The 26,084-nt window shown below is 62.8% G+C and carries 19 protein-coding genes and 1 tRNA gene; 8 read left to right on the top strand and 12 right to left on the bottom strand.

All coding sequences use genetic code 11. The features are described 5' to 3' along the window. Window positions 1-272: 272 nt before the first annotated feature. Entirely contained in the window at window positions 273-1,982 is a 1,710-nt protein-coding gene (locus tag G5S35_RS21565) for a dihydroxyacetone kinase family protein (protein ID WP_074981022.1), read from the bottom strand. A gap of 256 nt (window positions 1,983-2,238) precedes the next feature. Between G5S35_RS21565 and G5S35_RS21560 the strand changes: the two genes are divergently transcribed. Both G5S35_RS21560 and G5S35_RS21555 read left to right on the top strand, forming a co-directional pair. After that, complete coding sequence (locus G5S35_RS21560; RefSeq protein WP_074981024.1) at window positions 2,239-3,921, top strand: hypothetical protein; 1,683 nt, start codon at window positions 2,239-2,241, stop codon at window positions 3,919-3,921. Next, the gene (locus tag G5S35_RS21555; protein ID WP_202035001.1) at window positions 3,918-5,414 is read left to right on the top strand and encodes a hypothetical protein; all 1,497 of its coding nucleotides are present in this window, start codon (window positions 3,918-3,920) and stop codon (window positions 5,412-5,414) included. The genes G5S35_RS21560 and G5S35_RS21555 overlap by 4 nt, the downstream gene beginning before the upstream one ends. 57 nt (window positions 5,415-5,471) lie before the next feature. On the opposite strand, the gene G5S35_RS21550 is transcribed toward G5S35_RS21555, so the two are convergent. The 7 genes from G5S35_RS21550 to G5S35_RS21520 form a co-directional block, all read right to left on the bottom strand. After that, a complete protein-coding gene (locus G5S35_RS21550; protein WP_074981365.1) occupies window positions 5,472-6,356 on the bottom strand; it encodes an alpha/beta fold hydrolase in 885 nt (294 codons plus the stop codon). Between the two features lie 61 nt (window positions 6,357-6,417). Further along, window positions 6,418-7,698 (bottom strand): 3-(3-hydroxy-phenyl)propionate transporter MhpT, encoded by a 1,281-nt coding sequence (gene mhpT, locus G5S35_RS21545; RefSeq protein WP_074981026.1) that lies wholly within the window; start codon window positions 7,696-7,698, stop codon window positions 6,418-6,420. A gap of 116 nt (window positions 7,699-7,814) precedes the next feature. Continuing rightward, entirely contained in the window at window positions 7,815-8,840 is a 1,026-nt protein-coding gene (gene dmpG / locus G5S35_RS21540; RefSeq protein WP_124260676.1) for a 4-hydroxy-2-oxovalerate aldolase, read from the bottom strand. Between the two features lie 12 nt (window positions 8,841-8,852). Further along, window positions 8,853-9,803, bottom strand: a complete 951-nt coding sequence (locus G5S35_RS21535) for an acetaldehyde dehydrogenase (acetylating) (RefSeq protein ID WP_183038981.1) — start codon at window positions 9,801-9,803, stop codon at window positions 8,853-8,855. A gap of 25 nt (window positions 9,804-9,828) precedes the next feature. Next, on the bottom strand, window positions 9,829-10,617 hold the full coding sequence (gene mhpD, locus G5S35_RS21530; protein ID WP_065064299.1) for a 2-keto-4-pentenoate hydratase: 789 nt from the start codon (window positions 10,615-10,617) through the stop codon (window positions 9,829-9,831). A gap of 62 nt (window positions 10,618-10,679) precedes the next feature. Beyond that, on the bottom strand, window positions 10,680-11,639 hold the full coding sequence (locus G5S35_RS21525) for a 3-carboxyethylcatechol 2,3-dioxygenase (RefSeq protein ID WP_183038980.1): 960 nt from the start codon (window positions 11,637-11,639) through the stop codon (window positions 10,680-10,682). Window positions 11,640-11,656: 17 nt separating this feature from the next. Continuing rightward, the gene (locus tag G5S35_RS21520) at window positions 11,657-13,507 is read right to left on the bottom strand and encodes a bifunctional 3-(3-hydroxy-phenyl)propionate/3-hydroxycinnamic acid hydroxylase (protein WP_183038979.1); all 1,851 of its coding nucleotides are present in this window, start codon (window positions 13,505-13,507) and stop codon (window positions 11,657-11,659) included. A gap of 240 nt (window positions 13,508-13,747) precedes the next feature. Here G5S35_RS21520 and G5S35_RS21515 point away from each other — a divergent pair, with 240 nt between their 5' ends. Together G5S35_RS21515 and G5S35_RS21510 are read left to right on the top strand one after the other, a co-directional pair. Then, window positions 13,748-14,545 carry a DNA-binding transcriptional regulator gene (locus G5S35_RS21515; protein ID WP_065064306.1) on the top strand — a complete coding sequence of 266 codons (798 nt, stop codon included), beginning with the start codon at window positions 13,748-13,750 and terminating at the stop codon, window positions 14,543-14,545. Between the two features lie 95 nt (window positions 14,546-14,640). Next, window positions 14,641-14,717: transfer RNA gene (locus G5S35_RS21510), tRNA-Val, on the top strand. 154 nt (window positions 14,718-14,871) lie between these two features. Here G5S35_RS21510 and G5S35_RS21505 read toward each other — a convergent pair. From G5S35_RS21505 to G5S35_RS21495, 3 genes are all read right to left on the bottom strand, one after another. Further along, window positions 14,872-15,789: a glutamate/aspartate ABC transporter substrate-binding protein gene (locus G5S35_RS21505; RefSeq protein ID WP_065064439.1), complete on the bottom strand. Its 918-nt coding sequence runs from the start codon at window positions 15,787-15,789 to the stop codon at window positions 14,872-14,874. Between the two features lie 47 nt (window positions 15,790-15,836). Continuing rightward, window positions 15,837-17,093: a D-amino acid dehydrogenase gene (locus G5S35_RS21500; RefSeq protein WP_183038978.1), complete on the bottom strand. Its 1,257-nt coding sequence runs from the start codon at window positions 17,091-17,093 to the stop codon at window positions 15,837-15,839. Between the two features lie 170 nt (window positions 17,094-17,263). Continuing rightward, window positions 17,264-18,901 (bottom strand): methyl-accepting chemotaxis protein, encoded by a 1,638-nt coding sequence (locus G5S35_RS21495; protein WP_074981038.1) that lies wholly within the window; start codon window positions 18,899-18,901, stop codon window positions 17,264-17,266. A gap of 580 nt (window positions 18,902-19,481) precedes the next feature. Between G5S35_RS21495 and G5S35_RS21490 the strand changes: the two genes are divergently transcribed. Continuing rightward, on the top strand, window positions 19,482-21,116 hold the full coding sequence (locus G5S35_RS21490; RefSeq protein ID WP_124260672.1) for a hypothetical protein: 1,635 nt from the start codon (window positions 19,482-19,484) through the stop codon (window positions 21,114-21,116). A 4-nt stretch (window positions 21,117-21,120) separates the two neighbouring features. Further along, entirely contained in the window at window positions 21,121-22,254 is a 1,134-nt protein-coding gene (locus G5S35_RS21485; protein ID WP_183038977.1) for a coiled-coil domain-containing protein, read from the top strand. Window positions 22,255-22,350: 96 nt separating this feature from the next. On the opposite strand, the gene G5S35_RS21480 is transcribed toward G5S35_RS21485, so the two are convergent. Continuing rightward, complete coding sequence (locus tag G5S35_RS21480; RefSeq protein ID WP_065064315.1) at window positions 22,351-23,259, bottom strand: LysR family transcriptional regulator; 909 nt, start codon at window positions 23,257-23,259, stop codon at window positions 22,351-22,353. Between the two features lie 147 nt (window positions 23,260-23,406). Between G5S35_RS21480 and gltP the strand changes: the two genes are divergently transcribed. Both gltP and G5S35_RS21470 read left to right on the top strand, forming a co-directional pair. Beyond that, the gene (gltP, locus tag G5S35_RS21475; protein ID WP_124260671.1) at window positions 23,407-24,732 is read left to right on the top strand and encodes a glutamate/aspartate:proton symporter GltP; all 1,326 of its coding nucleotides are present in this window, start codon (window positions 23,407-23,409) and stop codon (window positions 24,730-24,732) included. 57 nt (window positions 24,733-24,789) lie between these two features. Further along, a complete protein-coding gene (locus G5S35_RS21470; RefSeq protein WP_065064319.1) occupies window positions 24,790-26,079 on the top strand; it encodes an aminotransferase class V-fold PLP-dependent enzyme in 1,290 nt (429 codons plus the stop codon). The last annotated feature ends 5 nt before the right edge of the window (window positions 26,080-26,084 follow it).

Here is a 26,084-nt window from a genome sequence, read left to right as displayed (position 1 = left end):
CTGTGTCGGTTGTTTTTTAAATGTTTAACGAAAAATATGCAGATTGGGCAAAAAATCGACGAAGCAAAGCGTCATTCTCTTTTGCTGAAGATGCTATGAAAATGAAAAGGCCTAGCGTCGTCAATAGCCGAATTGCGCGTCATGCCGGAATATCTAAACAGCGCGTCTGCGGCATCTTGTCATCGCGCCAAAGTCCGTACCGGAAATCGAAAATACGCTAAACATTCCGGCGCAAGTATCAAACTTGAACGCTTGAGCGATCCCAAACCCCATCACTTCCCCACATGCGGCCGCAGCGCCGCCAGCCAGCAGACCACCGCCACCGCGCCCGCATCGGGCGACCCCACGGCGCGCGCGCCCAGATAACTCGCTCGCCCCACGCGCGGAAGCATATGCGCCGTCGCCTGCGCGCCATGCTCCGCCGCCGTCACCGCTTCAGCCCACGCGCGTTGCGTGTCGAGCCCTTGTTTCAGGGCCGATTCGAACGCATCGCTCGCGGGAATCAGCGCATCGAGCATCGTTCGGTCTCCTGCCTTTGCGCCGCCGAGTTCGCTGATCGCGTCGATCGCGCCGCGCAGTGCCTGCGCCCATTCTTGCGCCGCCGGTTGCGCCGATCCCTGCAGATGACGCGACGCGCGCAGCAGCGCCGTCGCGTAGAACGGCCCGGAACTGCCCGCGATCGCCTTGTGCAAACTCACGCCCAGCGACGACAACGCATCGGGCGCCGTCGCGAGCGCGTGCATCGGCGTGGCGTTCATGGCGTCGGCCGCGCGGCGCATGCTCGCGCCGAGGTCGCCGTCGCCCGCTTGCGCGTCGAGTTCGGTGAGCCGCGATTCGTTGTCGGTCAACGCCTGGGCCACGGCATCGAGCACGGCCTTGATGCGCGTCGCGCGTTCGGTGCCTGCCGCATCGAGCACCGGCGCGGCATGGTCCTCGCGCTGCACGCCGGACGTGTCGAGCCGTACCGTGCGATTCAGGCAGCCCTTGCCGGGCCACGCATGTGCTTCGGTCGCGGCGTCGAGCAGCGCGAGTTTGCCGTCGTCGACACGCATCAGCGAAATCGAACAGCCCGGCATGTTCAGCGCCGATAGAAACGTTCCCGCCCACGCGCGCTCCACGCGCAACTCGCGGCGCGTGAGGCTCGCGCAGGCCGCGCGCAGCACGATGGCGAGTTCCATCTGCGGCGTGGCACCCAGACCGTTGACGAGCAGCGCGACGCGCTCGCCGCGCGTGATCGCGAGTTCGTCGAGGACGTTCACGAGCAGCGCTTCGGTCAGTTCGTTCGCGGGCAACGGCGCGCTGCGCTCGACGCCTTTTTCGCCGTGGATGCCGAGGCCCAGCTCGATTTCATCGTCGGCGAGCGTGAAGCTCGATTGCGCGACGCCCGGCAGCGTGCAGCCATCGAGCGCCACGCCCATCGTGCCGAGATTGGCCACCGCGTCGCGCGCGACGGCGGCCACCACTTCGAGCGTCGCGCCGCGCGCCGCCGCCGCGCCCGCGATCTTGTGGATCAGCACCGTGCCCGCGATGCCGCGCCGCTGGCTGCGCTCGGCGTGGCCGCGCAAGGCCACGTCGTCGGCCACGGTCACGACTTCGACGGGAATGCCCTCGGCGCGCGCCAGTTCCGCCGCGAGGCCGAAGTTGAGGCGGTCGCCCGTGTAGTTCTTGACGATCAGCAGCGCGCCTTTCGGCCCCGCCGTCGCGCGGATGGCCGCCAGCACGGCGCTCGTGGGCGGCGACGTGAAGACCTCGCCGCAAACGGCCGCGCTCAGCATGCCCGCGCCCACATAGCCCGCATGCGCGGGCTCGTGGCCGCTGCCGCCGCCCGAGATCAACGCGACGGGCCGCGACGGCGGCTCCGGAATGTCCCTGCGAATAAGCACGTTTTCGTCGCCGAGGATGACGACGTTGGGCGCCTGCAACGCAATGCCTTCGAGCATTTCGTGCACGACGTCGGACGGGTGATTGACCAGTTTCTTCATGACGACCCTGTCGAAAGCGGTTGGACATCCCGGGTGCCATGCAGCGCGCATCGCGCGCCGCCGGGTTCAGCCAGTGTACGCCGCTCGGGGTGGGCGTGGGCAGACGTCGCGACAGCCTCCATCGCTTGCCGCATATCGGGCAATCCCTAAAGCGGCGTGGTCTGATGCCGTTAACTCGCGGATAACGCCAAAGACACCCGGCGCCGCGCGCAATCGCGGCGTCATCGACCTGCACCGTGCCCTGCTGGAGACCTGAGTGAGCAACATCAACGTATTCCTGCGCGAAAATCTCGCGGCCGTATCCGCCAAAAATCTTCACGTCGCGCCCAACATTCCCGAAAAGAAACTGAACAACGCCGTTAAGTCGTTCGACTATGCGGGCAGCGTCGCGCATGTCGTCGCGCTGTTCGACAACACGATGTTCGGCAGCGGGAAAGACGGTCTGCTCTTCACCGGCGAACAGCTCATCTATCGCCCCTCGTTCTCCGATCCCGTGAAGATCAACTACGCGATGATCGAGGCGGTCACTCACGAAGTCGAATTCACCGGCAGCAAGAACGACAAGAAGGTCGAGCGCGTCGATATCCGCCAGCAAGGTGGTGGCGTCGTCGCCCTCAAGGATCTGCTCGAATGCGACTACGCGGAACTCGCGCGCGTGTTGCAGGCCGCGACGCAATCGTTCGAGGACTTCACGGAAGAGGCCCAGTTCATTGCGATCAGCGAGATGAGCGAAGCGCTGAAGACGGCCTACGTGAAGATCATCGTCAACATGGCCTATGCAAACGATGGCACGATCGACCAGCACGAGTTCGCTGAAATCCTGATGCTGATGACGCGTCTCGATCTCGATTCCGATTCGCGCCTCGCGTTGCGCACCTATATGTCCGGCGCGGAATCGCTCGAGCCGGTTCAGGCACTGATCGGCGCGCTCGATGCAGCGGTTCCTGCGGGCCAGTTGCGCTCCGTGCACGTCTCGCTCGTCAAGGACCTGCTGAACGTGCATCTGAGCGTGGGCGGCAAGAGTCTCGCGGACTTCGGCTTCCTGCGCGAGCATCGCGCGTTGCTGCAAGTCTCCGACGAGGAGATCGACCTCGCGCTCGACGTGATCAACAACGACCGCGCGATGCTCAAGGACGATTGCACGGACGATCAGATCGTCGCGGCCATCAAGGTGATCTCGGCGAAGGCGGCCGCCGTGGGCACGCCGCTCGCCGCCGTCTATCTCTCTGGCTCGGTCATCGGCATGTCGGCGGCCGGCATGACCTCGGGTCTCGCCGCACTCGGCATGGGCGGCGTGCTCGGCATGTCGAGCATGGCAACGGGCATTGGCGTGGCGATTCTCATCGGCGTGGGCACCTATGCGGGCGTGCGCAAGCTCACGGGTGCCAACGAGCTCACGCGCGCCAAACGCCGCGAACTGATGCTCCACGAAATCATCAAGCAGACGCAACGCACGCTTTCGCTGCTGATCGAAGACATCAACTACCTGACGATCCGGCTCAACGGCCTGATCACCACGCAAGGCGTTCAGGACGAAAAGATTCGCAAGCTCACGATGCTGATGGCGCAAATGACCGCCGCCGGCACCGTGCTCGCAAGCCGCTCGGACGAAGTGCAAAGCAGCGCGACGAAGTTGCGTTGCGCGCAGTACCTGGACCTCGACAAACTGCGCACGCTCACGCGCGAACCGAGCAAGGCGGACTTCCTCGACTTCATCTCGGGCTATTACGAAGCACGCGATTTCCAGGTGGAAAAGGACGGCGAAAAGCAGACGGTTTCGCGCCTTGTCATCAAGAGCGGCGTCACGACGCGCGATCTCGAGAGCCTCGCGAAAGCGTTCGAAGTGGTGGGCTATTTCAATGTCGGCGACGTGCTCAAGGGGTCGGCGCTCGACGTCGCGGGCAAGGCCAAGGATCGCCTCACCGGCATGTTCTCGTGAAGCGGGCCGACTCGCTGGAAGCCGAGGCGCGAGCGATGCTCGCGCAACAGGATCAGGCCGCGCGCGCCGGCGCCAAGCTCGGCGAAATCGGTGCAACGCTCGACGCGTTGCAGCACGCGCAAAGTGCTGCAACGACGTCGCTCGACGACCTGATCGCGCAGGCCGAGCGCGCAATCGCCACCAATACGGCGCCGTCCGCAGCGGCGCATGTGCATGCCATCGTGCAATCGATCGAGATCGACATTGACGTGACCGGCACATCGCCCCATTCTTCGATCGCGCGTATCGACACGCTCGAATCGATTCGCGTCGATCGCGAGGCGAGCTGGGAAGCCTATATGGTGCAGGTCGAGTCGTATTGCGCGCGCCAGCGCGTGCAAGGCGTCGACTCGCCATTCCAGCAGCTGATGACGCCGTCGCAGCGCGTGGCATTCGAGCGCCGCGTCGAGCAGGACTTCGCGATCAGGAACGCACGCTGCGACAAGTACGATTACATGATTGCCGGCACCTGCGGGCTGATCGGCGGACTGATCGACATTCTGCTGGTGGGCGCGCCCGGCGAAGGCCTGCTCACGCGCGCCGCGGACGACTGGACCGACTCGGCGGTGCAAAAGTTCGCGCGGCTGGTGGGTTGGAAAGGCCCGAAGGAAGGCAGCGACCCGACGCACAGCGCTATCGGTTTTCTCGAAGGCAAATACAAGGTCAATTACGACCATCGTCACGGCGTGGATGTCGGCGGTGCGTTCAAGATGAGCACGAAGAACCACCACATCAAGAGTCTTGGACACTCGCCCGATCTGGTCGGATTGTTCTTCTCCATTCTCGATCAGTTTTGCAGCACCGCGCATTTCGTTTCCGACGGAAAGCTCATTTCCATCGACACGGATACGTTCGAATTGCGGGGCGGCACGTTCGCGGCGAAGCTGTTCGCCGGCTTTGCGAACTGGCTCGGCCATTTGTTTTCGGACGTCGCCGGGTCGTCGGGAGCGCAAGGCCGCGGCTCGGGCATTCCGATTCCGTTTTACTCGCTGCTGCAATTCGTGAACGTCGGCGAATTCGGCCAGCACCGGCAGACATTCGCCACCGTGGCGGTGCAGGTATTCGAACGCGGCTACGATATGCGGCACGGGATTGCCATGTCAATTCCGGTGATCGTCGCCGAACTCTTCACGCGGCTCGCCTGGACCGTCAAGCAGCGTTGCTATCACGAGCGTCCGTGGCGCGAATGCCTGCCGGTCTCGAACGCTCCTGAGTTGCGGCGCATGTTGCTGGTCGCGCACGGCACGCTATGCATCGTCGATGCCACCGATGCCGGTCTGCGCTCGGGCGGTGAAATGATCCAGTTCCTGCTGCGCAGCAATCTGATCGCCTGGGCGCGGTTCGGCTCGCTCGCGTTGCGCGAGGTGCTCGCGCTCGTTCGGGAAGGGCAACTGGATCATGCGGCTGTCGACGAATACCTCGACGCGGAATATCGGCGCATGCTCGTTGCGTAAACGCCGCGCGGCGCGCCGGTTGTAGAGCCGACGCGCCGCGACTCGCGCATTGCAGCCTCAATGCGCGAGAAAATCCACCACCATGCGATTGAACGCGTCCGCATGTTCCCATTGCGCCCAATGGCCGCAACGATTGAACACGTGCAGCTGCGCGTTCTGCATGCCCGCAAGCAGACGCAGCCCCGTATCCATCGGCACGAAGCGGTCGTCGCGGCCCCAGATCACCAGCGTGGGCGCGGCGATTTCGCCCAGACGCGGACCATAATCGTTGAACTGCTTCGGATTCGCCGCGAGGCTCTTCACGAAATTCTCGAGGTGATCGCGGCGCGCGAGCATATTGTCCAGACGCGCCTGCATCAGGTCCTCGGTCAGCGCGCTCGCATCGTAGACGAACACGTTCATCATGCGCTTGAGGTTCTCGATGGTCGGCTCGCGATACAGCCCTTGCAGCAGTTTGATGCCTTCGGTGGGCATCGGCGCAAAGTTGCTCGGACCGCCCGTGCCGCCGCCCATCAGCACGAGTTTGCCCACGCGCTGCGGATTGCCGAGCGCGAACGCCACCGCGCTATGGCCGCCCATCGAATTGCCGAGAATATGCACGCGCTCGATATCGAGCGCGTCGAGCAGGCCTTTAAGAATACGGCCATTGAGTTCCGAACGCGAGGTCGTGCAGACGATCGGATCGCTTTTGCTCCAGCCCGGGCAGTCCATCAGGATCACGCGATAGCCCGCCGCCACGAGGGGTTCGACATTGCGATTGAAGTTGGCCCAGCCGCTCGCGCCGGGGCCCGAGCCGTGCAGCATCACCACCGTTTCGCCGTTCGCGTTGTCGTTCGGCGCGCCGGTGTCGTTATAGTGAATCCGCAGCGTTTGATCGCCGTCTTTCACGTTCGCGAAGCGGCTCGTCGCGGTTTCCGTAATCGCTGATGCAGTTGCAGTCATGATGTTGTCCTTGCTGTAAAAGCTCGTCACGGAGAAAGCCATGCTTTCTCCGTTAAATTAGTTAGACACCCTGAATTTCAGGCGATTGCTTTTCCATCGACTCTCGCCGCGCGAATCCACCCACCACGGTCAAGGCTGCGATCGCTGCGATCACGACGAGCGGAATGCTCGACGCCACCAGCATCGACGGGCTTTGTCCGATCGCGAACAATTGGCCGGCGACGAGCGGCCCGAGAATCGAGCCGAGCCGCCCCACCGCCACCGCCGCGCCCACGCCCGTGCCGCGCACTTCGGTCGGATACGCGTGGCCTGCGAGCGCGTAAAGCACCGACTGGCCACCCACGAGAAAGAGCCCGCAGAGCAGGCCGCCGCACGCCATCGCGGTCGCGCCGCCCGCGCTCGCGAGCGCCGCCAGCGCCACGGCGATCCCCACGTACATGCCGATCACCGTGCGCCGACGGCCGAAGCGGTCCATCACAGTCGCGATCGTCACCGCGCCAATGCCGCCGCCGATGTTGAACATCATCAGCACGATGTTCGATTGCACGCGCGTGAGGCCGCGCGCAAGCACCATCGAAGGCAGCCAGTTCATCAGGAAATACAGCACGATCAGCGTGCCGAGATAGCTGATCCATAGCGAGATCGTCGTGCGTGCGCGACCCGCGCGCCAGAGCGCTTCGCCGATACCCGGCACCTCGTCGCGCGCGGCGCTGGAGACGCGCGATGCACGCGCCGCCACGAATTGCTGCGACTCGCGCAGGAACGCGCCGAGCAGCGGCAACATCACGATCGGCCCGAGGCCGCCGACGTAAAACACGTCGCGCCAGCTCGTCGGGCTCGCGCCGAGCATGCCGATCAGCGCCGCAATCGCCGCGCCGAACGGCATGCCGCAGTACATCGCGCCCACCGCCGTGCTGCGCTGCTGCGGACCGGCCGCTTCCGAGCACAGCGCGATCAGGTTCGGCATGGCCGCGCCGAGTCCGAGCCCCGTCATCAGGCGCGCGATCAGCAGGCTTTCGAAGTTCCAGACCAGCGTGGTCGCGAGCGAGAACACGCCGAACAGCGCGACCGACACCATCAGCACACGCTTTCGGCCAAAGCGGTCCGCGAGCCGTCCACCGCACGCCGCGCCCGGCAGCAAGCCGATCGCGCCCGCACTGAACGCCCAGCCCATCTGCGCAACGCTCAGCGCGAACTCCTTCGCCATGCGCGGTCCCGCCACGCCCGCCGATTGCAGATCGAGTCCTTCGAGCAGCGCGATCGCAAGACACAGCCCGATCGTCACCTTGTTGCTCGCCGAACTGCCCATGCTTCCTCCAGCACCACCGATTCGCGACGTCATGTGAAAAGTCTCCAAAGTTGTCTTCAGCCGATCTTGTTCGCCGGCTATGGTTTGAATATCGAATCGCCCATCGCAACAACGCCGCGTATCGCTCGATGTCGATACGCGGCGTTGCATTACGGCTGACGCGCGGCGGCGCGCTGCTTCAGATCGAGCGCGACATCCACGATCATGTCCTCCTGTCCGCCCACCATTCGGCGCTTGCCCAGTTCGACGAGAATATCCACGGTTTTCAGGCCGTATTTCTTCGCCGCCACTTCCGAGTGACGCAGAAAACTCGAATACACGCCGGCATAACCGAGCGCGAGCGTTTCGCGGTCCACGCGCACCGGACGATCCTGCAACGGACGCACGATATCGTCGGCGGCGTCCATCAGCGTGTAGAGATCGGTGCCGTGATGCCAGCCCATGCGTTCGGCCGCGGCGATAAACACTTCGAGCGGCGCGTTACCCGCGCCGGCGCCCATGCCCGCCAGCGATGCATCGATGCGATCGCAGCCTTCTTCCACCGCGACGATCGAATTCGCCACGCCCAGCGAGAGATTGTGGTGCGCGTGCATGCCCGTTTGCGTTTCGGGTTTCAGCACCTGTTTGACGGCGCGAAAGCGATCACGCACGTCGTTCATCGTGAGCGCACCGCCCGAATCGACCACGTAAATACAGGTCGCGCCGTAGCTTTCCATCTTCTTCGCTTCGACGGCGAGATTGGCGGGCGTGGTCATGTGGCTCATCATCAGAAAGCCGACCGTGTCCATGCCGAGTTCGCGCGCATATTCGATGTGCTGCTTCGAAATATCGGCTTCCGTGCAATGCGTGGCCACGCGCACGACGCGCGCGCCTGCCTCATAAGCAGCCTTCAAATCGTGAATCGTGCCGATGCCGGGCAACAGCAGCGTGGCGATCTTCGCGTGCTGCACCACGTCCGCGACGGCTTCGATCCATTCGAGATCGCTATGCGCGCCAAAGCCGTAATTGAAGCTCGATCCTTGCAGACCGTCGCCGTGCGCGACTTCGATCGAATCGACTTTCGCCTTGTCGAGCGCGCGTGCAATGTCCTGCACGTTCTGAATCGAGTATTGGTGACGAATGGCGTGACTGCCGTCGCGCAGCGTCACATCGGAGATATAAAGTTTCTTGCTCATCGCTTGTGCTCCTTACGCGCCTTGCACGCTCAGCAGCGTGTGCGCCATGCGCTCGGCGGTCGCGAGCGCGGCGGACGTCATGATGTCGAGATTGCCTGCGTAGGCGGGCAAATAATGGGCGGCACCTTCCACTTCGAGAAACACCGAGGTTTTCAGACCGCTGAATTTGCCGAGGCCGGGAATCGTCAACGGTGCGTTCGCCGGAATTTCGTCGAATTGCACTTTTTGTTTGAGCCGATAACCGGGCACGTAGGCATTTACTTTCGCCACGGTGTCTTCAATCGATTTTTCAATCGCGTCTCGATCGGCGAGTTCGGACAGCGTGTAGACGGTATCGCGCATCATGACTGGCGGTTCCGCCGGATTCAGCACGATGATCGCCTTGCCTTTTGCCGCGCCGCCGACCACTTCAATCGCCTTCGAGGTGGTTTCGGTGAATTCATCGATATTCGCGCGCGTACCCGGCCCCGCCGATTTGCTGCTGATCGACGCGACAATTTCCGCGTAATGCACCTTCGCCACGCGCGAGACCGCCGCCACGACGGGAATGGTCGCCTGGCCGCCGCACGTGACCATATTCACGTTGGGCGCGTCGATCTGCGCATCGAGATTCACCACTGGCACGCAATATGGACCGATCGCGGCGGGCGTCAGATCGATCATGCGAATCGACGGCTTCAGCTTGCGCAACAACGCGTCGTTCTTCACATGCGCGCTCGCCGATGTTGCATCGAACACGAAGTCAACATCGTTGAAAACGGGCAGACGCGTAAGTCCTTCCGCACCTTCGTGCGTGGTCGCCACGCCGAGCCGCGCGGCGCGCGCGAGGCCATCGGAGTTCGGATCGATGCCGACCATCGCCGCCATCTCCAGATGCCGGCTGTTGCGCATGATCTTGATCATCAGGTCCGTGCCGATGTTGCCGGAGCCGATAATCGCTGCCTTGAGTTTTTCGGAAGCCATGTTAATTCCTGTTTCGGCCTGTCAATCAGGCAGTGAAAGTCGCGCGAACGCCGCCGAGGCCTTCGATCTGCGCGGTGTAGGTGCCGGGTTCCTTCACGGCGACCATCGGGCCGAGCGCGCCCGTAAGCACCACGTCGCCGGCGCGCAGCGGCGTGCCGAGCTGCACCATGCGATCGGCGAGCCACACGGCTGCGTTGAGCGGATTGCCGAGGCACGCGGCGCCGTTGCCGCGCGAGAGCACTTCGCCGTCGCGCGACAACTCCATCGCGCACGCCGTCAAGTCGATCTGCGCGAGCGGCACGGGGCGGCTGCCGACCACGAAACGCGCGCTCGATGCGTTGTCGGCGACCGTATCGACGAAGCGAATATCCCAATCACGAATCCGGCTATCGACGATTTCGATCGCCGCGAGTGCATACGCACTCGCATTCAGGATGTCGACGAAGGTATGCTTTTCATGCGTGAGATCGCGTGCGAGCACGAGCGCGATTTCCGCTTCCACTTTCGGCTGGATCAGTTGCGCGAGCGAAATGGCTTCGCTGTCGCCGTGCGCCATGCTCGCGAACAGCGCGCCAAAATCGGGCTGATCCACGCCCAGCTGCTTTTGCACCGCGAGCGACGTGAGGCCGATCTTGCGGCCCACGATGCGCTCGCCGTTCTTCACACGCAGGTCCACGTTCGCCTGTTGCACGGCATAAGCCGTGGCGATGTCGTCGAGCGCGATCTCGCCGCGCACGGGCTCGACCACGTTGCGTGTACGCTCCGCTTCGCGCAGTTGCGCGGCGAGCGTCGCGATGCGATGCTGATCGGTCATGCAAACTCTCCTTGTTTCTATGAATCGCGATCGATTGCTTTGATCGTTTCGATCGGCGTCGATCAGGCCGCCGCACGCCATTCGCTTGCGGGCGACGCGTGCATGGCGGCGAAACCGGCGATCCACTCGGGAATCTCGCGGTAGTAATCGAGCGACGCGCGATAGTCGCCATACGCGGCGAGCGTGCCGAACGCGGCCACCCAGGTGCGGATCTCGTGCGCCGACTTGCCGCCGTCGCGCGTAATGGCGGCGTTGGTCATGCCGTCCACCGCGGTCAGTTCGCCCGATGCGAGCTGCGCGAGAAACGCCCGATCCCATTCGGGATTGAGCGGATGCAGCGGGCTGTCGCCTTGAGAAAACGCGCGCGCCGCCGCCACGGTGCGCGCCTGACGCGCCTCGCGCGATTCGGCCGAGGGATTGCGGCCCGCGATCAAACGCTCGGCCACTTCAGGCGTCGCGCCGATCAGTTCGGGCACCGGCGGCTCATGCGAGATGCCGCCGGAACCCACCACGAGCACGCGCCGATTCGTGCGCGACAGCGCGCGCCCAATCGCATCGCCGAGCAGACGCGCGCGGCGCAGCGTCGCCATCGGCGGCGCGACGGAATTGATGAACACCGGAATCACCGGATAGCGATCGAGACCGCCCGTCAGCACTTCGAGCGCCTGCGCGCAACCGTGATCGACCTGCATGCGATACGAAAGCGCGACGTCGATATCGGCGGCCAGCACGTGCTCCGTGAGTTCATGCGCGAGCACCGACGGCACCGGCAAGTCGCCCGCGAGGCTCTTGAAATCGCCGATCGCCTGCGCCTTCGCGCCGATGCAGAACGGCGGCATCACATCGTAGAAAAAGCCGTTGAAGTGATCGGGCGCGAACACCACGATCAGATCGGGATTGAAGGCATCGACGCGCGCACGCGCCGCGCGGCCCACGCGTTCGACTTCCTCGACGACGTCGGGACGCGGATCGAAGTAGCCGTGCAACGGCGTGTGCGAGAGACATTCGAGGTGAATGGGCATGGTCGTGAGGCTCCTGCTCAAGCTTCGGCGACGCGCGCGACGGCAACGTCGGCAAGCGCGGGGCGCGATATCGGTGCTGCGGCTCGCCCGTCGTTCACGGCGGCGGCGCTCATGCCGAGCTTGCCCGCAAGTTCGACGATGGCGTCCGAGACCTGCTGTGGCGTGCATACGCCCGCCACGAAACGATCGGGGCGCAGCAGCACGACCGACTCCGGCAGACGGCTGAACCAGTCCTTGAGGCGGCCCTGCACGTCGCCGATCGCGAGCACGTCGGGCGGCACGTCGTCGCCGTAGTCGAGTTGCACGTCCGGCTTCACGACCACGAAGCGCGCGCCCAGGCGCGCCCACAACGCACGCGCCTGCGGCGTGAGGCCGAAGGTCGGGTCCGCGCCCCAGGCGAGCAGCGCGAAACCGTTGCCGATCGCATCGTCCAGACGCACGACGCGGCCATCGGCCCGACGCACGCGCGGCTGCACGAACATGCGGCCCACCGGCGACGCGGCATGCGGATCGCGGCCATACGCAAGACGCCCGAGCAGCGAATCGCGCTTCTGGCTCATCAGTCCGAGCAGGCGACCGACCGGTCCGCTGCCTGCGCCTTCGAGCGTGCGCGCGAGCCAGCCGCCCTGCGCTTGCGGCGGCGGCAACAACACGACGCCCGCTTCGTATCGCGGCATCGGCTTGAAACGCATTTCGACGAAATAGCGCTTCACAGAAGGGAAAACGTTCATCGACTTCACGAACGCATCGCGAAAGCGCGCGCCGAAACGCGTGGTCGGCGCGAAGATATCGCCGGCGACTTCGGAGAGGTGAATCATCGAGCGTGCATGCGCGCGGCGCTCGACCGTATAGGTGTCGAGCAAACGGCCATCGGCGAGACCCTTCGCGACCATCGCGAGTTTCCAGCCGAGATTGTTCGCGTCGCGAATGCCGCTGTTGTAGCCCTGCCCTTGCCACACCGGCATGATGTGCGCCGCGTCGCCCGCGAGCAGCACGCGATCCACGCGAAACGTTTCGGCGAGCCGCGCATTGTGCGTATAGACGCGCTTGCGGATGTAGTCGACCTTGTCCGGGTCCGCGACCACCTTGCGGATCAGCGCGGCCATGTTGGCGGGCTGCGAAAGTTCTTCCTCGGTTTCACCCGGCATCACCATGAATTCGAAACGGCGAATGCCGTGCGGCAGCGCCGCCGACACGTAAGGCCGCGTGTGATCGCAATGCATGTAGATGTGCGGCGAGCCGATCGGATCGTTGCGCACATCCACCACGATCCACTGATTCGGTTTCGTGCGGCCTTCGAACGGCACGTTCAGCGCGCGGCGCACGAAGCTGTTGCCGCCGTCCGCGCCCACCATGTACGCGGCGCGAATCGTGCGCTGCTCGCCGCTGGCGTCGCTCACGTCGATCGACACGCCTTGCGCGTCCTGCACGAAGCCATTCACGTCGTGGCCAAACAGCACGTCGACGTGCGCGAAGCGCGCGAGCCCTTCGTAAAGCACGCGATCCGCGAGCGGCTGAATAAAGGCATTGCGGCGCGGCCAGCCGAATTCGTCGGTGCGCGGTTCGATCGACGCGAAACAGTGGCCGTCTTTCGTCACGAAGCGCATCCAGTGATCGGGCGTGGTGTGCGGCGCGAGTCGATCGGCGAGACCGATCGACTGAAACACGCGCAATGCTTCGTCATCCAAACCAATTGCGCGCGGATAGTCGATAATCTGATCGAGCTTTTCGATGAGCGTGACGCGCACGCCTTGCAGACCGAGAATATTGGCGATCGTGAGGCCGACCGGACCCGCTCCGATGATGGCGACGTCGGTAACGTGCTGGCGCGGGCGGACGGAATCCGCCTGATGAGGCGTGGTGTGCATGGTGTCTCCTGTTTGGATCGCGCGGGCGTTCGTGCGCCGCGTGCGATCCCATGCAGATCTGTCGCGCGGCTCGGCGGCCGCTGCGGGTGCTGACAGGTTTTGCCTGAAACGGATCACCGCCGTGGGCGTTTTGCCGCAGGCCGGTGAATGAAAGCGAGTCTAGGGGCGCGCCCACGCCCGCTCAACAATTTCGCAGAAATGTGCATAGAATGCACACAGTTGATTTAAAAGAGATTTTTTATGACGAAGTATGCAAACGTGCGAGGTCTCGCGCGCGGTCTGCAGGTGCTCCGGGCGCTCAACGCGATGGAGAACGGACGCGCGACGAGCCAGCAACTGAGCGAGGCCACGGGCCTGCATCGCACCACCGTGCGGCGTTTGCTGGAGACGCTGGTCGAAGAAAACTTCGTGCGGCGTAGCGCCTCCGACGACAGCTTCCGGCTCACGCTGAACGTGCGCGAGTTGAGCGAAGGCTTCACCGACGACGAACTGATCGCCACCGTCGCGCCGCCGATCATGGGCCAGCTGATGCAACGCATCGTGTGGCCGTCCGACCTCACGACGCCCGACGGCGACGCGATGATCGTGCGCGAGACCACGCATCGTTTCAGCCCGCTGTCGTTTCACCGCTCGATGGTCGGGCGCCGCTTGCCGCTGCTGCTCACGGCGGCGGGCCGCGTCTATCTGGCGATGTGTCCCGAGGCCGAACGCGAGGACATGCTCGATCTGTTGCGCGCGGGCGCGGGCGGCGAGCAGCAGCAGAAGCTCGCCTCGGACCCGGCCTTCATCCGCAATCTCGTCAAGCAGACGCGCGCGGACGGCTTCGGCTCGAATCACGGCGACTGGGCCGACCAGCGCAAGATCGGCGCCGTTGCGGTGGCGATCGAAGCGCATGGCCGCGTGCTCGCGAGCCTTAACGTGATTTATCTGGAGCAGGCCATGCAGCCGCAGGAAGCGGTGCGCCGGTTCGTGCCCGAGTTGCAGCGCGCGGCGAAGGAAATGGTGGAGGCGATGGAGCGGCAGGAAGGCGAGGCGTGAACGCGCCCGCCCACGCGCTTTTCAATAATTTTCGCGATTTGTGAAAAGGGGGCTTGCGCACCTGCGAGAGTGTCTCTATAATTCGCGCTCTCTACAGGCTCGTAGCTCAGTTGGTTAGAGCACCACCTTGACATGGTGGGGGTCGTTGGTTCGAATCCAATCGAGCCTACCAACGAATATAGTGGTATCGCGTAGCGGCTTTATCATGCTTACGCAGTGAATATGGCGCATTCCCTCACGGGTCTGCGCCATTTTCTTTTGTGCCTTCATACGCGCACATCAGCACGCTATTCAGCACGCGCCAATCGGCGCATCACACTCGCCATTCAATCGAGTGCCTTGTCGTTCGGATGCGCGAACAGTTCCTTCATCTGCTGCGAAAGCGGATAGTCGAGATTCATGCCATTCGGCGGAATCGGCTGCGTGAACCATTTCGTATAGAGCTTCGCCATCTCGCCCGAGGTCTGCATCTTCGCGACGGTTTCGTCGACGAGCGCCTTGAATTGCGGATCGTCGCGACGCAGCATGCACGCGTAGTTTTCCGACACCGGCGGCGTGCCCGTCACCACATAATCCTGCGGACTCTTCGTCTTCGCGCGCTCGCCGTACAGCAGCGGCTCATCCATCACGAATGCGATTGCGCGGCCCGTCGTGACGTTGAGGAACGATTCGGCGTGGTCCTTCGCGCTGATGATCGTCATGTTCATATGCTTCTCTTCGTTCATCTTGCGCAGCATGCGTTCGTCGGACGTGCCCGCCGTGGTCGCCACCGTCTTGCCCGCGAGATCCGCGAAATCCTTCACGCCCGAATCCTTGCGCGTGATAAAGCGAATGCCGTACAGAAAAATGCTGTTCGAAAACGCGGCCTGATTCTGGCGCTCGAACGTATTCGTGGTCGAACCGCATTCGAGGTCGATCGTGCCGTTCTGCACAAGCGGAATGCGATTTTGCGAGGTGATGGGAATCGTGCGCACCTTGAGGTTCGGCGTGTCGGTTTTCTGCTTCACCGCTTCGACGATCTTCAGCGCGATTTCCTGCGAATAACCAATCACGTTCTGATTCTGGTCGTAATACGAAAACGGAATCGACGACTCGCGCGTGCCGAGCACGATGACGCCCGTATCGTGCACTTTCTTGAGCGTGCCCGTGAGTTCTTCCGCTTGCGCCGCGCTCGCGAACAGCGTTGCCGCCAGTGCGCTTGCTCCAATCGCACCGATCACACCGACCACCCCGATTTTTCTCATGCCGATCATCGTCCTGTTCTCCCGACTGGTGTAGTGAAACAAATCGTTCAACGCGTCCAACGCGCCGGCGCGAAGGCGTCGCCGTCGAGCGGCAGCGCGCGGTTCGCGAGCCGGTCCGCCAGCAGTTGCGCGCTGCCGCACGCGAGCGTGAAGCCCAGCGCGCCGTGCCCCGTGTTCATCCAGAGATTGCGAAAGCGTGTCGTGCCGATCAGCGGCTTGCTGTCCGGCGTGGCAGGCCGCATGCCCGTCCACGTTTGAATTGCGTCGTAATCGCCGGCTTGCGGAAACGTCTCGCGCGCCTGACGCGTGAGCAACGCGATACGCTCGCGATCGGCGTGCGCGCTCATGCCCGTGAGATCGACCATGCCCGCAATGCGCAGACGTTCGCCGAGCGGCGCGTAGACCACCTTGTGATGCGCATCCGTGACCGACACGCGCGGCGCGCCGTGTTCGCGCGCGTCGGGCAACGTGAGGCTGTAGCCTTTGAGCGGATAAACCGGCACGCTCACGCCGAGCGAGGCCAGCATCGGCTGACTCTGGAAGCCGAGGCACATCACGAAGGCATCAGCTTCGATATCGCCTTGCGACGTGATGGCTGCCTGCACATTCGATTCATTGATATGGAGTCCGGATAATTCAGTCGCGAGTTGCAGTTGCACGCCGTCGCGCTGCGCGGCACGCGCCAGATGACGCGTGAAGCTGTCGCAATCGCCGGCTTCTTCACCGGGCGTATGAATGCCGCCTGCAATATCGCCGCCGATATGCGCGAGCGCCGGTTCCAGCGCCACACACGCCGCGCCGTCGAGCGCGTGCTGTTCGCAGCCGAATTTCGCCTGATACTGCGCCTGGCGGCACGCGCCCTCAAAACCTTCGCGATCGCGAAACACAACAAGTTTTCCGTTGCGCACATAGTCGAAATCGAGCGATTCGCGCGCGACGATTTCGTGCATCAGACGCTGGCTCAGAAAGCCGAGACCAAGCAATTCCGCTGTGGTCTGCTGGCTGCGCGCACGCGTGCAGGCGCGCAGAAACTCCACGCACCAGCGCCACTGATGCGGATCGAGACGCGGCACGAAACGCAGCGCCGCATCGCGTGAAAACAGCCATTGCGGCAGCTTGGGCAGCACCGAGGGATCGGCGAGCGGCGCCACGTAGCTGTAGCTCAGCTGACCGCCGTTGGCGTGGCTGGTCTCCTGCGCCACGTCCGCGCGACGCTCGACGAGCGTCACCTGATGTCCATCGCGAGCAAGAAAATAGGCCGTCGTCACACCGATGACGCCGCCGCCCAACACGCAAATTCGCATAACCCGTTATTCAGTCCACTGGTTTTGACCGGGTCACGCGAGGCTTTCGCTGCCACGCTCGCGAGACCGACCACACCAGTCTTACCGGGCAAAAAACGGAACTCAATTGCGAATTGCGCGGGGGATATAACCTCAGGTTAAGTCCCGATGACGCGGCGCGCCCGGCGAATTCAGGCCAGCGCCGGCTCCGCACCCGCATGCCGTGCGCCTTCCAGGGCCGGCGCGCCCGGTTCGCCCCGGCGCGCGGCATGCCCTTGCGCAGCGCCGAGATTGAATACCGACACCGCCTCGCGCAGCGTGTTGGCCTGCGCTTCGAGCGACTGCGCGGCAGCCGCGGCCTCTTCCACGAGCGCCGCGTTGCGCTGCGTGACCTCGTCGATCTGCGCGACCGCGCGATTCACCTGCTCGATGCCGTCGCTCTGCTCGTGCGTCGCCGCCTCGATCTCGCCCATGATGCTGCTCACGCGCGCCACCGCGTCGCGCGCCGCGCCCATCGTGTGACGCGCTTCGTCGACGAGACGCGCGCCCGCGCCCACCGTCGCGACCGACGCCGTGATCAGCTCCTTGATCTCCTTGGCGGCCGTGCCCGAGCGCTGCGCGAGGCTGCGCACTTCGGCGGCAACCACCGCGAAGCCGCGCCCTTCCTCGCCCGCGCGCGCGGCTTCGACCGCCGCGTTCAGCGCGAGGATGTTGGTCTGGAACGCGATGCCTTCGATGATGCCGGTGATTTCCTCGACCTTGCGCGACGACGACGAGATGTCGTTCATCGTCTCGTTCACGCGCGCAACCACGTCCGCGCCGCGCGACACGGTGTCGAGCGCGCCTTGCGCAAGCCCGCTCGCCTCCTTCGCCGCCGACGTGTTCTGGCGCACCGCCGATGCCAGCTCCTCCAGGCTCGCCGCCGTCTCTTCGAGCGCCGCCGCCTGCTGCGACGTGCGGCTCGACAGATCGGCATTGCCCGACGCGATCTGATCCGCGCCCAGCGTGATCTCGTGCGTGCTGCCGCGTACGCGCGCGACGGTGCCCATCAGCCCTTCGCGCATCTGCGCGAGCGCGCCGAGCAACTGGCCCATTTCATTGTTCGAGCGCACGCGCACGTCCACGGTCAGATCGCCGGCCGCAATGCGCTGGAAGTGGCGAATCGCCTGATCGACAGGCTTCACGACGGCCGCCGCGAGCCCCTTTCGAGCGAACAGACCGAGCACGACGCCAATCACGGCAATCGCGCCGAACACGATGACCGACACCTGGAAGCGCTCGGCGGCGATCTCGCCGTCGCGCTGTTCGCGGGCGGTCTGCCATTGTTCGAGCGCGTCGATCGCTTTCGCGTAGATGGCGTAATAGCGGTCGGCCGTCTCGCCCTGGATGGTGCGGAAGGTGTTGAAGTCGTTGTCGACGAGCGCCTTGTACTCCGGCTCCAGCGCCTGCTCGACGAGCGCCGTACGCGCCTGCGCGACCGCTTTGGCGAGCCGTGCTTCTTCGTCGTCGGTGAAAGGGCCCGCGCTGTAGCCCGCGAAATCCTTGTTCGAATCGACGAGCACCTTGTGCGCCTGTTCGAGCAGGCCCTCCGTGGACTTGCCCACGCTGAACAGCGTCTCGTAGCCGCCCAGCGCGAGGCGCACCTGCAGAAGCCGCTCCGAACTCGTCTTGAGCGCGGCGAGCGACTGGGCGCTGCGCTGCGTATCGACGAGACTCTCGTTGGTCAATTTGAGGGCCCCGTACGCCACGCCGATCACCACCAGCAGAAAGGCGACGAATAGGCCAATGACGAGGGTAAGCCCGCCGCGAATAGTGATATTCCTGAGCATCTGGTCGGTCTCCTGGCTTTTTATCGCGGCGCGTGGCCGCCCGCGCAATCTCGCGCTTCGCAGGGACTAACGGCAGGTTTAATTCACTCCCTTATAGGGGATATCCATGAGGAAAGCGGAACATTCGCGACGTTCGTTTCAATTATTGGGAAATTCGTGGAATTACCACTCTAATTAAGCATTGGCGATGGCCGATGTGGCCGGCGCGTCGTCCGGCCACGCGCAAGAGCAGGCATTGCGGTAAATAGTGTTTTACCTGGCGGGCAATAATCACCCAGGCATGCTCAATGGATTTTCTAGCGATCTTTTTCCGCCTTTCCAAATGGGCTTTCTTTTGCAATTTATCGCAGCAAACGTTTCCTTTTATCGAAATTTCTCTAAATCTCGATTTGTTTAAAACATGTCTGAATTCATTGACACGAATTCAGACACCAGCACTGGGCTTTATCGACTTTTAACGCCCCTCAAGAATGACAACTCGCCGCCGATATCCCGACGGTATTCCGTCCGACTGGCTTCATCGTAATTCGGACGTTGCCTGACTAAAGCAGGCTTTTATTGACCCGCATTGCGTTCCGATATGACTACATTAGAACCCGTCGCGGCTTTATCGAGCCGCACCGCGCTTTCCACGGAGACATCGGCACCGAGTTCGCGCGAATTGCGCGAGCGGCGTCTCGACGAACTGCTCGAAAGCTGCAAACAGCAAACGCTGCAACAGATCATCGGTCCGTTCGGCCTCACGCCCGCCATGTTCGACGACAAGACCGGCGGCAATGTCACTACGCTGCGCAATTTCGAACAAGGCATTACGGCGACGCAAAACGATGCCGCGGCCTATACGGAATGGCACGACAAGCAGTCGAATCCCATCGACCGCACGGCGTACGGCAAGACGTTTCCCGCAAAGCGCAAGGCGATGTTCCAGAATGACGAGCCCATCATCAGCGCTTATACGGGCAAGGAACTGCCGCGCGATGGACGCACGCATCTCGATCATGTGAATTCGGTCAAAAGCATCGAGATCGACCCTCGCGCCAATCTCTTCATGAACGAAGCGCAGCGCGTGGAGATGGCGAATGCGCCGGAGAATCTCGTTCCGGCCGAGCACGATATCAATCAGTCGATGCAGGACAAGGTCAAGCTCGACTGGGCGAATGCGGAGCGCAAGAAAACGCCCGGGCAAACCAACGCGGAGTCGTTCGGCGTCGACGTGGAATTGCTCAAGAGAACGCAGGATAAAGCCGATCGTCATCGCAAGATCGAAACGCTCAAGGCTCAGGCAAAGAAGCAAGGCGCGGAACTCGCCTCCACCTGCGCCACGGAAGCGGGCAAGAACGCACTGCGCCAGGCGATGGGCGTGCTGCTGCACGAGTTCGTCAACAGCAGCTATGTGGAAGTCGCCACGCTCGTGCGCACGCCGGCGCCCACGGAGAATCTCGTCGACCGCGTGACCGAGGCGCTCAAGCGCACGCTCGATCGCGTCACGGCGAAGCTCGGGCATGCGTTCGACGCGCTCATCGAAGGCGGCGTTCAAGGCGCGGTGAGCAATCTGCTCACGTTCATCATCAACAATGTCGTCACGACGTCGGCGAAGATCGTCACGGTCATCCGTGAAAGTTTCAAGGGACTCTGGCAGGCCATCAAGATCGTCTGCTTCCCGCCCAAGGGTCTCTCGGCGATGGACGCCGCGCGCCAGGCCACGAAGATCATTGCGGGCGTGATCACGACCAGCGTCGGGCTTCTGTTCGAGCAGTCCATCAAGGGCTTTCTGGTCAGCATTCCCTTTCTCGCGCCGCTGGCCGCTTATGTCGCGCCCGTCATCACCGGCATTCTGACCGGGCTAATGACCGCGTTGACGGTCTATGCGATCGACCGCCTGTTCGACTGGCTGTCGCAAACCGGCACCGAACATCTCGAAGCGCAGATCGACACGCTCGAAGCCGATTCGGCGCTCGGCGAGCGTCTTGCGACCTTCATCGAGCAGCAGTATCAGCACTCGCAGCGCTACCAGGAAATGCTCGCCTGTTACGAGGCAATGGCCGAAGACCTGGAAGAAGCCGAACACCACTTGCTGGCTGCCGTGGATACGGCCGCCGCCACCGTCGAGATCGGTGCCAGCACGCACAAGGCGCTTGGCACCGGCCTCGCAAACATGAAGCAGATGGACGACGAACTCGAGCGCCTGCTCGCAGACTATTGCACCAAACCTTGAAACCATGAACGACCTGATCCAGGACATTGCCAAGATTGAAGTCCCGCACGATCTGCTTTCGCAGATCGACGTGAACGACGTGCTCTTGAAGTTCCGCAACAACTTCAAGCGGCTCGACGAACTGAAGCGCGCGCGTAACGAACATGAGCAGCGCAACGCGCTCATGCGCTGGTGGCACAACGACAAGCTGAAGGACGCGCAACTGGATGCGCAGGAGTTGCAGGCGGAGTTCTCGAAGAGCCTCGCGCAACTGATGGTCATCAGCATGATGCAGTCACAGAAGCTCGCGCATCAGCAAGATCAGATCGGCTCGCAGCAACGCGACCTCAAGCGTCAGACCGAACGCCTCGAATCGCATACGGTGCAGCTCGATCAGCAGCAACAGAAGCTGCATATTCAGGCTGTCGAACTGAAAAATCTGATCAACGATTTCTTCGAGCTGCGCGGTTTGACGCAAGAAGGTGCGAAGCAACTTATCGCCATCGCGTCGGAGGTGAAAGGCACGCGCAACGAGCTGATTCAATCGGTGCAGGCAACCGCCGCCAGCATGCGCGACGACCACGCCGCGCTCGAACAGTTCGTGAAGGACGTGGCGGCTTCGCTCAGCGCGTCGGTGATGGAGAAAACCGGGCAATTGAGCCAGCAGGTTGACGCGCAGTGCGCCGCATTGACGAGCCGTCTCGAAACCGCGCAAGCGCACGGCGCCGCGCGTCTCGACGAGATCGCCGCAACGCTCGGCGGCCATATGAGCCATACGCAGGCGCAGGGCGAAGCGCTCGTGGCGCGCATCGAAGCGACGGACGGTCGTCACGCGCAAGCGCAACTCGCCATCGACGCTCTGAGCGCGCGCCAGCAAGCGATGAATGCGGGTATCGAGGCGAACGGCACGCGTATCGGCGTGCATGCCGATTCGATCGCCCAACTCAAATCGGAACTCGACGCGAGCAAAAAGCAGTCGCATGAATTGAAGGCGCAACTGGAACAAGCCGAAAACACGGCCAATCTGAATGCGGCGAAATTCAACGATGCGAACGTGCGTGTCCGGCGTCTCGCGCGAATCAGCGCGGCATGCTCGGTTGTCGCGCTGGTGGGCGTCGTGGTCAGTCTCGCCAACGCGGCACACTGGATTCACTTCTAGAATCGGTTAGCGAGCGAGCGCGCCTGCGCCATGCCCGCTCCTCGCGGGAAGGCGGCAAGCGTGCTCGCGTTGCGGCATCTCGCTGCGCTTTGCGCTTCAACTCCCCGGATCAAGCAGGTTCGACGAGAAGTCACACGACTGCGCCGCGAGCCGCGCCACCGCGGCGCTCAACGAATGCGCCCGCTCCGCGCGATGCATCGCGACGTATTTAACCGGCGGCAACTCGGGCCGCGTCGGGACAACCACTAGCGCGCGCCGCTTGAGCATGCGTGCAAGACACGCCCGCGGCAAATAACTGACGCCCAGCCCCGAAAGCGTGAGCCCGATTTGCGCGATCAGGCTGTTGCTCGCGAGCACCTTCTGCAAGGCCACGCCTTGCTCTTCCAGAAACCGGCTATACACATACCCGGTGCCCGACAATCCGCCCTGCAGAATCAGCGGATATTTCGCGATCTCCGCGAGCGCGATCGCACGCTTGCCCGGCGCGAGGCTCGCCGCGCACATCCACGCGTTCTGCACCTCGCCCACGAGCGTCGACGCATACGGCTCGACCTCATGCGTCTGCGGCACGATGATGACGTCCACCGTCGCCGCCGCCAGCCGTTCGCGCAGGGTCGCGTTGAGATCCACCTCCGCTTCGACCTTCACCTTCGGATACTCGGCCTGAATCGCCCCGATCAAACGCGGCAGCCAGGTCAGCGCCGTGAGTTCCGTGACGCCGATGCGAATCTGCCGAACCAGCGCTTCTTTCGAGCTCATGCGCTCGACAATCTGATCGCGCCGCTCCAGCAATTCCTTCGCGTGCTCGAAGAATTCCGTGCCCTTCTCCGTGAGACGCGCGCTGCGATTCGCGCGGTCGAACACGGCCACGTCGAATGCGCGTTCGAGTTCCTGCACGCGCTTCGAAATCGCTGATTGCGTGGTGTTCAGGCGCGTGGCCGCCGCCTCGAAGGAGCCAAGCTGAACGATCCAGTACAAGGCTTCCATTTGTTTGAACGTCAGCATGGCCCGAATTTCACATCACTAAAAGCGATAGTTTCTCATAGAAAAAAATCGCTTTTTTAGTTCATTTTGGCTGGTTAATTTTTCTCTCGACGAGTCCCGGACGAGGCTCGGTTTATCCAAATCAATCGATACGTGTCTGGAGAACGCATGGAATCCGTCATGGAAGCACCTCAACCCGAGCGCGCGGCGCGCAAGCCGCGCGTCGGGCTCGCGTGGCAAATCGTTATCGGGCTTATCGTCGGTATTGCGGTGGGGCTGGTGCTCAACCGTCTGCCCGGCTCGCGCGAATCGGTCATCAACGGCTTTCTGCAACCGGCCGGCGACATCTTTATCCGTCTGATCAAAATGGTTGTCGTGCCGATCGTGTTTACGAGCATGGTGATGGGCATCGCGGGGGTCGGCGACGGGCGTTCGCTCGGGCGTATCGGCCTGAAAACGCTGATCTATTTCGAAGTCGTCACGACCATTGCGATCGTGCTGGGCCTCGTGCTCGGCAACGTGCTGCATCCGGGACTCGGCACCGATCTGTCCCAGCTCGGCCACACCGATATCTCGCGCTATCAGCAGACCACGCAGCAGACGCAGGGCCATCACGGCTTCATGGCGCTGTTGCTGAGCATCATTCCCGACAACATCGTCATGGCGATGGGTCGCGGCGATCTGTTGCCGGTCATTTTCTTTTCCGTGCTGTTCGGTCTCGGCCTGCAAACCGTGCCCGCCGAATATCGCCAGCCCGTGCTGGCTATGTTCAAAGGCATGAGCGACGCGATGTTCAAGGTCACCGGCATGGTGATGCGTTACGCGCCGTTCGGCGTGTGCGCGCTGATCGCGGTCACGGTGGCGAGTTTCGGCTTTGGCTCGCTGCTGCCGCTTATTAAACTCGTTGCGGTGACGTATCTCGCGATCATTCTGTTTGCCGTGTTCGTGCTCGGCCTGGCGGCGCGGCTGTTTGGTTTCAGTATCTTCACGCTGCTGCGCGTCATCAAGGACGAATTGATCATTGCGTTCTCCACCTGCAGTTCGGCAACGGTCCTGCCGCAATTGATGAAAAAGATGGAGGACTACGGCGTGCCGAAAAGCATCACGACGTTCGTGGTTCCCACGGGTTACACGTTCAATCTCGACGGCGCATCGATTTACCTCGGCATCGGCACGCTGTTCGTTGCGCAGCTTTATGGCGTTCACCTCGGCCTGCAAGAACAGATCGTGCTCGTCCTGACGATGGTGGTGACGTCGAAAGGCGCGGCCGGTGTGCCCGGCTTCATGTTCGTCATTTTGCTGACCACGCTCGCGAGCGCCGGATTGCCGCTCGAAGGGCTCGCCTTTATCGCGGGCGTCGACCGGATCATGGATATGGGACGCACGGCGCTCAATGTCGTGGGCAATGCGCTCGCACCGCTCATCGTCGCAAAGTGGGAAGGCCAGTACGACGCGGAAAAAGGCAAAGCCTATGTCGCGTCGCTGGACGTATGAGATTCAAAAAGAACCGATCAGTCAGGAACAGCAATCATGGAACGAGGAACCAAAGAGATGAGCAGCCATCGCGGACAGTTGTTTTCCGATTCGCTCATGGAGGCCATCAAGGGCCGCTTTCATTATGTCGATCACGATATCGACGGCAAAGCGCGCCTCTTTTTCGATAATGCCGGCGGCTCTTTCAGATTGAAATCGGCGCTTGAAGCGTTCGCGCAAGTCGATGCGCTGCCCGATTGTCCCGAGCGCATTCACGAACGCGCGCTCGTTTTGCAGGACATTCAGGCACGCGGCGAAGACGACGTTCGCCGTATGCTCAACGCGCGCAACGGCAGTGTGTATCTTTCGCTGACCGCGTCCGCGGCGATGTTCGAGATGGTGCGCGCGGTCATGGAGAACGTGCCCGGCACGAACGCGGTCACGACCATACTCGAACATCCGTCGTCGTTCGATGCCATGACGATGTATTGCGAGCGCACCGGTAAAACGCTGCGCGTCGCGCCGAGCAACGTGGAAACCGGCGGTATCGATGTCGATGCCATCGTCGCGCTCATCGACGACGACACGGCGTTATTGAGCGTGATGTACGCGTCGAACATTTCGGGTGCCAAGCTCGATATTGCCGAGATCGTCGAACGGGCGCGCGCGCGCAAGCCGGATATCTTCATCATCGTCGACGCGGTTCAGCATGCGCCGCACGCCGCAATCGATCTGCAAAAGACGCCGGTCGACGGTATCAACTTCGCGCCGTACAAGTTTTTCGGCTGCCGGGGTTCGGGCGTGACGTGGCTTTCCGAACGGCTCGCGGCGCTTCCGCATCATCGGCTCGCCGCGAAGGAAAAAGGTGTCTGGGAACTCGGCAGCCCCGCGCCCGCGCAATTCGCGGTGGTGAGCGCCATCGTCGATTACGTGACGTGGATCGGCGCACAATTCAGCGACGCCGACGACCGGCGAGAATTGTTCGTGCACGGCATGCAACGTATCGAAATGCACGAGCGAGCCTTGCTTGCGCTATTGCTCGACGGCGTAGACGGTCAGCGCGGACTGCGGGCAATCGAAGGCGTGCACGTATTCTGGGATCACGACGACCTTACGCGCCGAGATCTGATCGCCGGCATCGGCTTCGATCATCTCGATCCGACCGCCGCCGTGCGCGCTTATGAAGAACGCGGTGTGATCGTCTATGAACGGATCGCGACCAGCCTGTATTCCGGGCGCATGCTGAAATCGTTCAATCTCGACGGTGCGGTTCGCATCTCGCCGTTGCATTGTCACGCGCCCGGCGATATGGCGAAGTTTCTCGCCGTGACGGAAGAGATTGCCATTGCGAACCGGCGCAGCCAATAACGCAA

The organism is Paraburkholderia tropica, assembly GCF_014171495.1.
Lineage (GTDB): Bacteria > Pseudomonadota > Gammaproteobacteria > Burkholderiales > Burkholderiaceae > Paraburkholderia > Paraburkholderia tropica.
This window is presented reverse-complemented; position numbering and strand designations above follow the sequence as displayed.

What these genes read in the sequence shown, in the direction of transcription:
- dmpG (WP_124260676.1), bottom strand. Translation starts at nt 8,840, where the DNA reads ATGAGCAAGAAACTTTATATCTCCGATGTGACGCTGCGCGACGGCAGT.
- G5S35_RS21470 (WP_065064319.1), top strand. Translation starts at nt 24,790, where the DNA reads ATGAGCAGCCATCGCGGACAGTTGTTTTCCGATTCGCTCATGGAGGCC.
- G5S35_RS21565 (WP_074981022.1), bottom strand. Translation starts at nt 1,982, where the DNA reads ATGAAGAAACTGGTCAATCACCCGTCCGACGTCGTGCACGAAATGCTC.
- gltP (WP_124260671.1), top strand. Translation starts at nt 23,407, where the DNA reads ATGGAATCCGTCATGGAAGCACCTCAACCCGAGCGCGCGGCGCGCAAG.
- G5S35_RS21505 (WP_065064439.1), bottom strand. Translation starts at nt 15,789, where the DNA reads ATGAGAAAAATCGGGGTGGTCGGTGTGATCGGTGCGATTGGAGCAAGC.
- G5S35_RS21480 (WP_065064315.1), bottom strand. Translation starts at nt 23,259, where the DNA reads ATGCTGACGTTCAAACAAATGGAAGCCTTGTACTGGATCGTTCAGCTT.
- mhpD (WP_065064299.1), bottom strand. Translation starts at nt 10,617, where the DNA reads ATGACCGATCAGCATCGCATCGCGACGCTCGCCGCGCAACTGCGCGAA.
- G5S35_RS21550 (WP_074981365.1), bottom strand. Translation starts at nt 6,356, where the DNA reads ATGACTGCAACTGCATCAGCGATTACGGAAACCGCGACGAGCCGCTTC.
- G5S35_RS21520 (WP_183038979.1), bottom strand. Translation starts at nt 13,507, where the DNA reads ATGCACACCACGCCTCATCAGGCGGATTCCGTCCGCCCGCGCCAGCAC.
- G5S35_RS21515 (WP_065064306.1), top strand. Translation starts at nt 13,748, where the DNA reads ATGACGAAGTATGCAAACGTGCGAGGTCTCGCGCGCGGTCTGCAGGTG.
- G5S35_RS21485 (WP_183038977.1), top strand. Translation starts at nt 21,121, where the DNA reads ATGAACGACCTGATCCAGGACATTGCCAAGATTGAAGTCCCGCACGAT.
- G5S35_RS21500 (WP_183038978.1), bottom strand. Translation starts at nt 17,093, where the DNA reads ATGCGAATTTGCGTGTTGGGCGGCGGCGTCATCGGTGTGACGACGGCC.
- G5S35_RS21535 (WP_183038981.1), bottom strand. Translation starts at nt 9,803, where the DNA reads ATGGCTTCCGAAAAACTCAAGGCAGCGATTATCGGCTCCGGCAACATC.
- G5S35_RS21490 (WP_124260672.1), top strand. Translation starts at nt 19,482, where the DNA reads ATGACTACATTAGAACCCGTCGCGGCTTTATCGAGCCGCACCGCGCTT.
- G5S35_RS21495 (WP_074981038.1), bottom strand. Translation starts at nt 18,901, where the DNA reads ATGCTCAGGAATATCACTATTCGCGGCGGGCTTACCCTCGTCATTGGC.
- G5S35_RS21525 (WP_183038980.1), bottom strand. Translation starts at nt 11,639, where the DNA reads ATGCCCATTCACCTCGAATGTCTCTCGCACACGCCGTTGCACGGCTAC.
- mhpT (WP_074981026.1), bottom strand. Translation starts at nt 7,698, where the DNA reads ATGACGTCGCGAATCGGTGGTGCTGGAGGAAGCATGGGCAGTTCGGCG.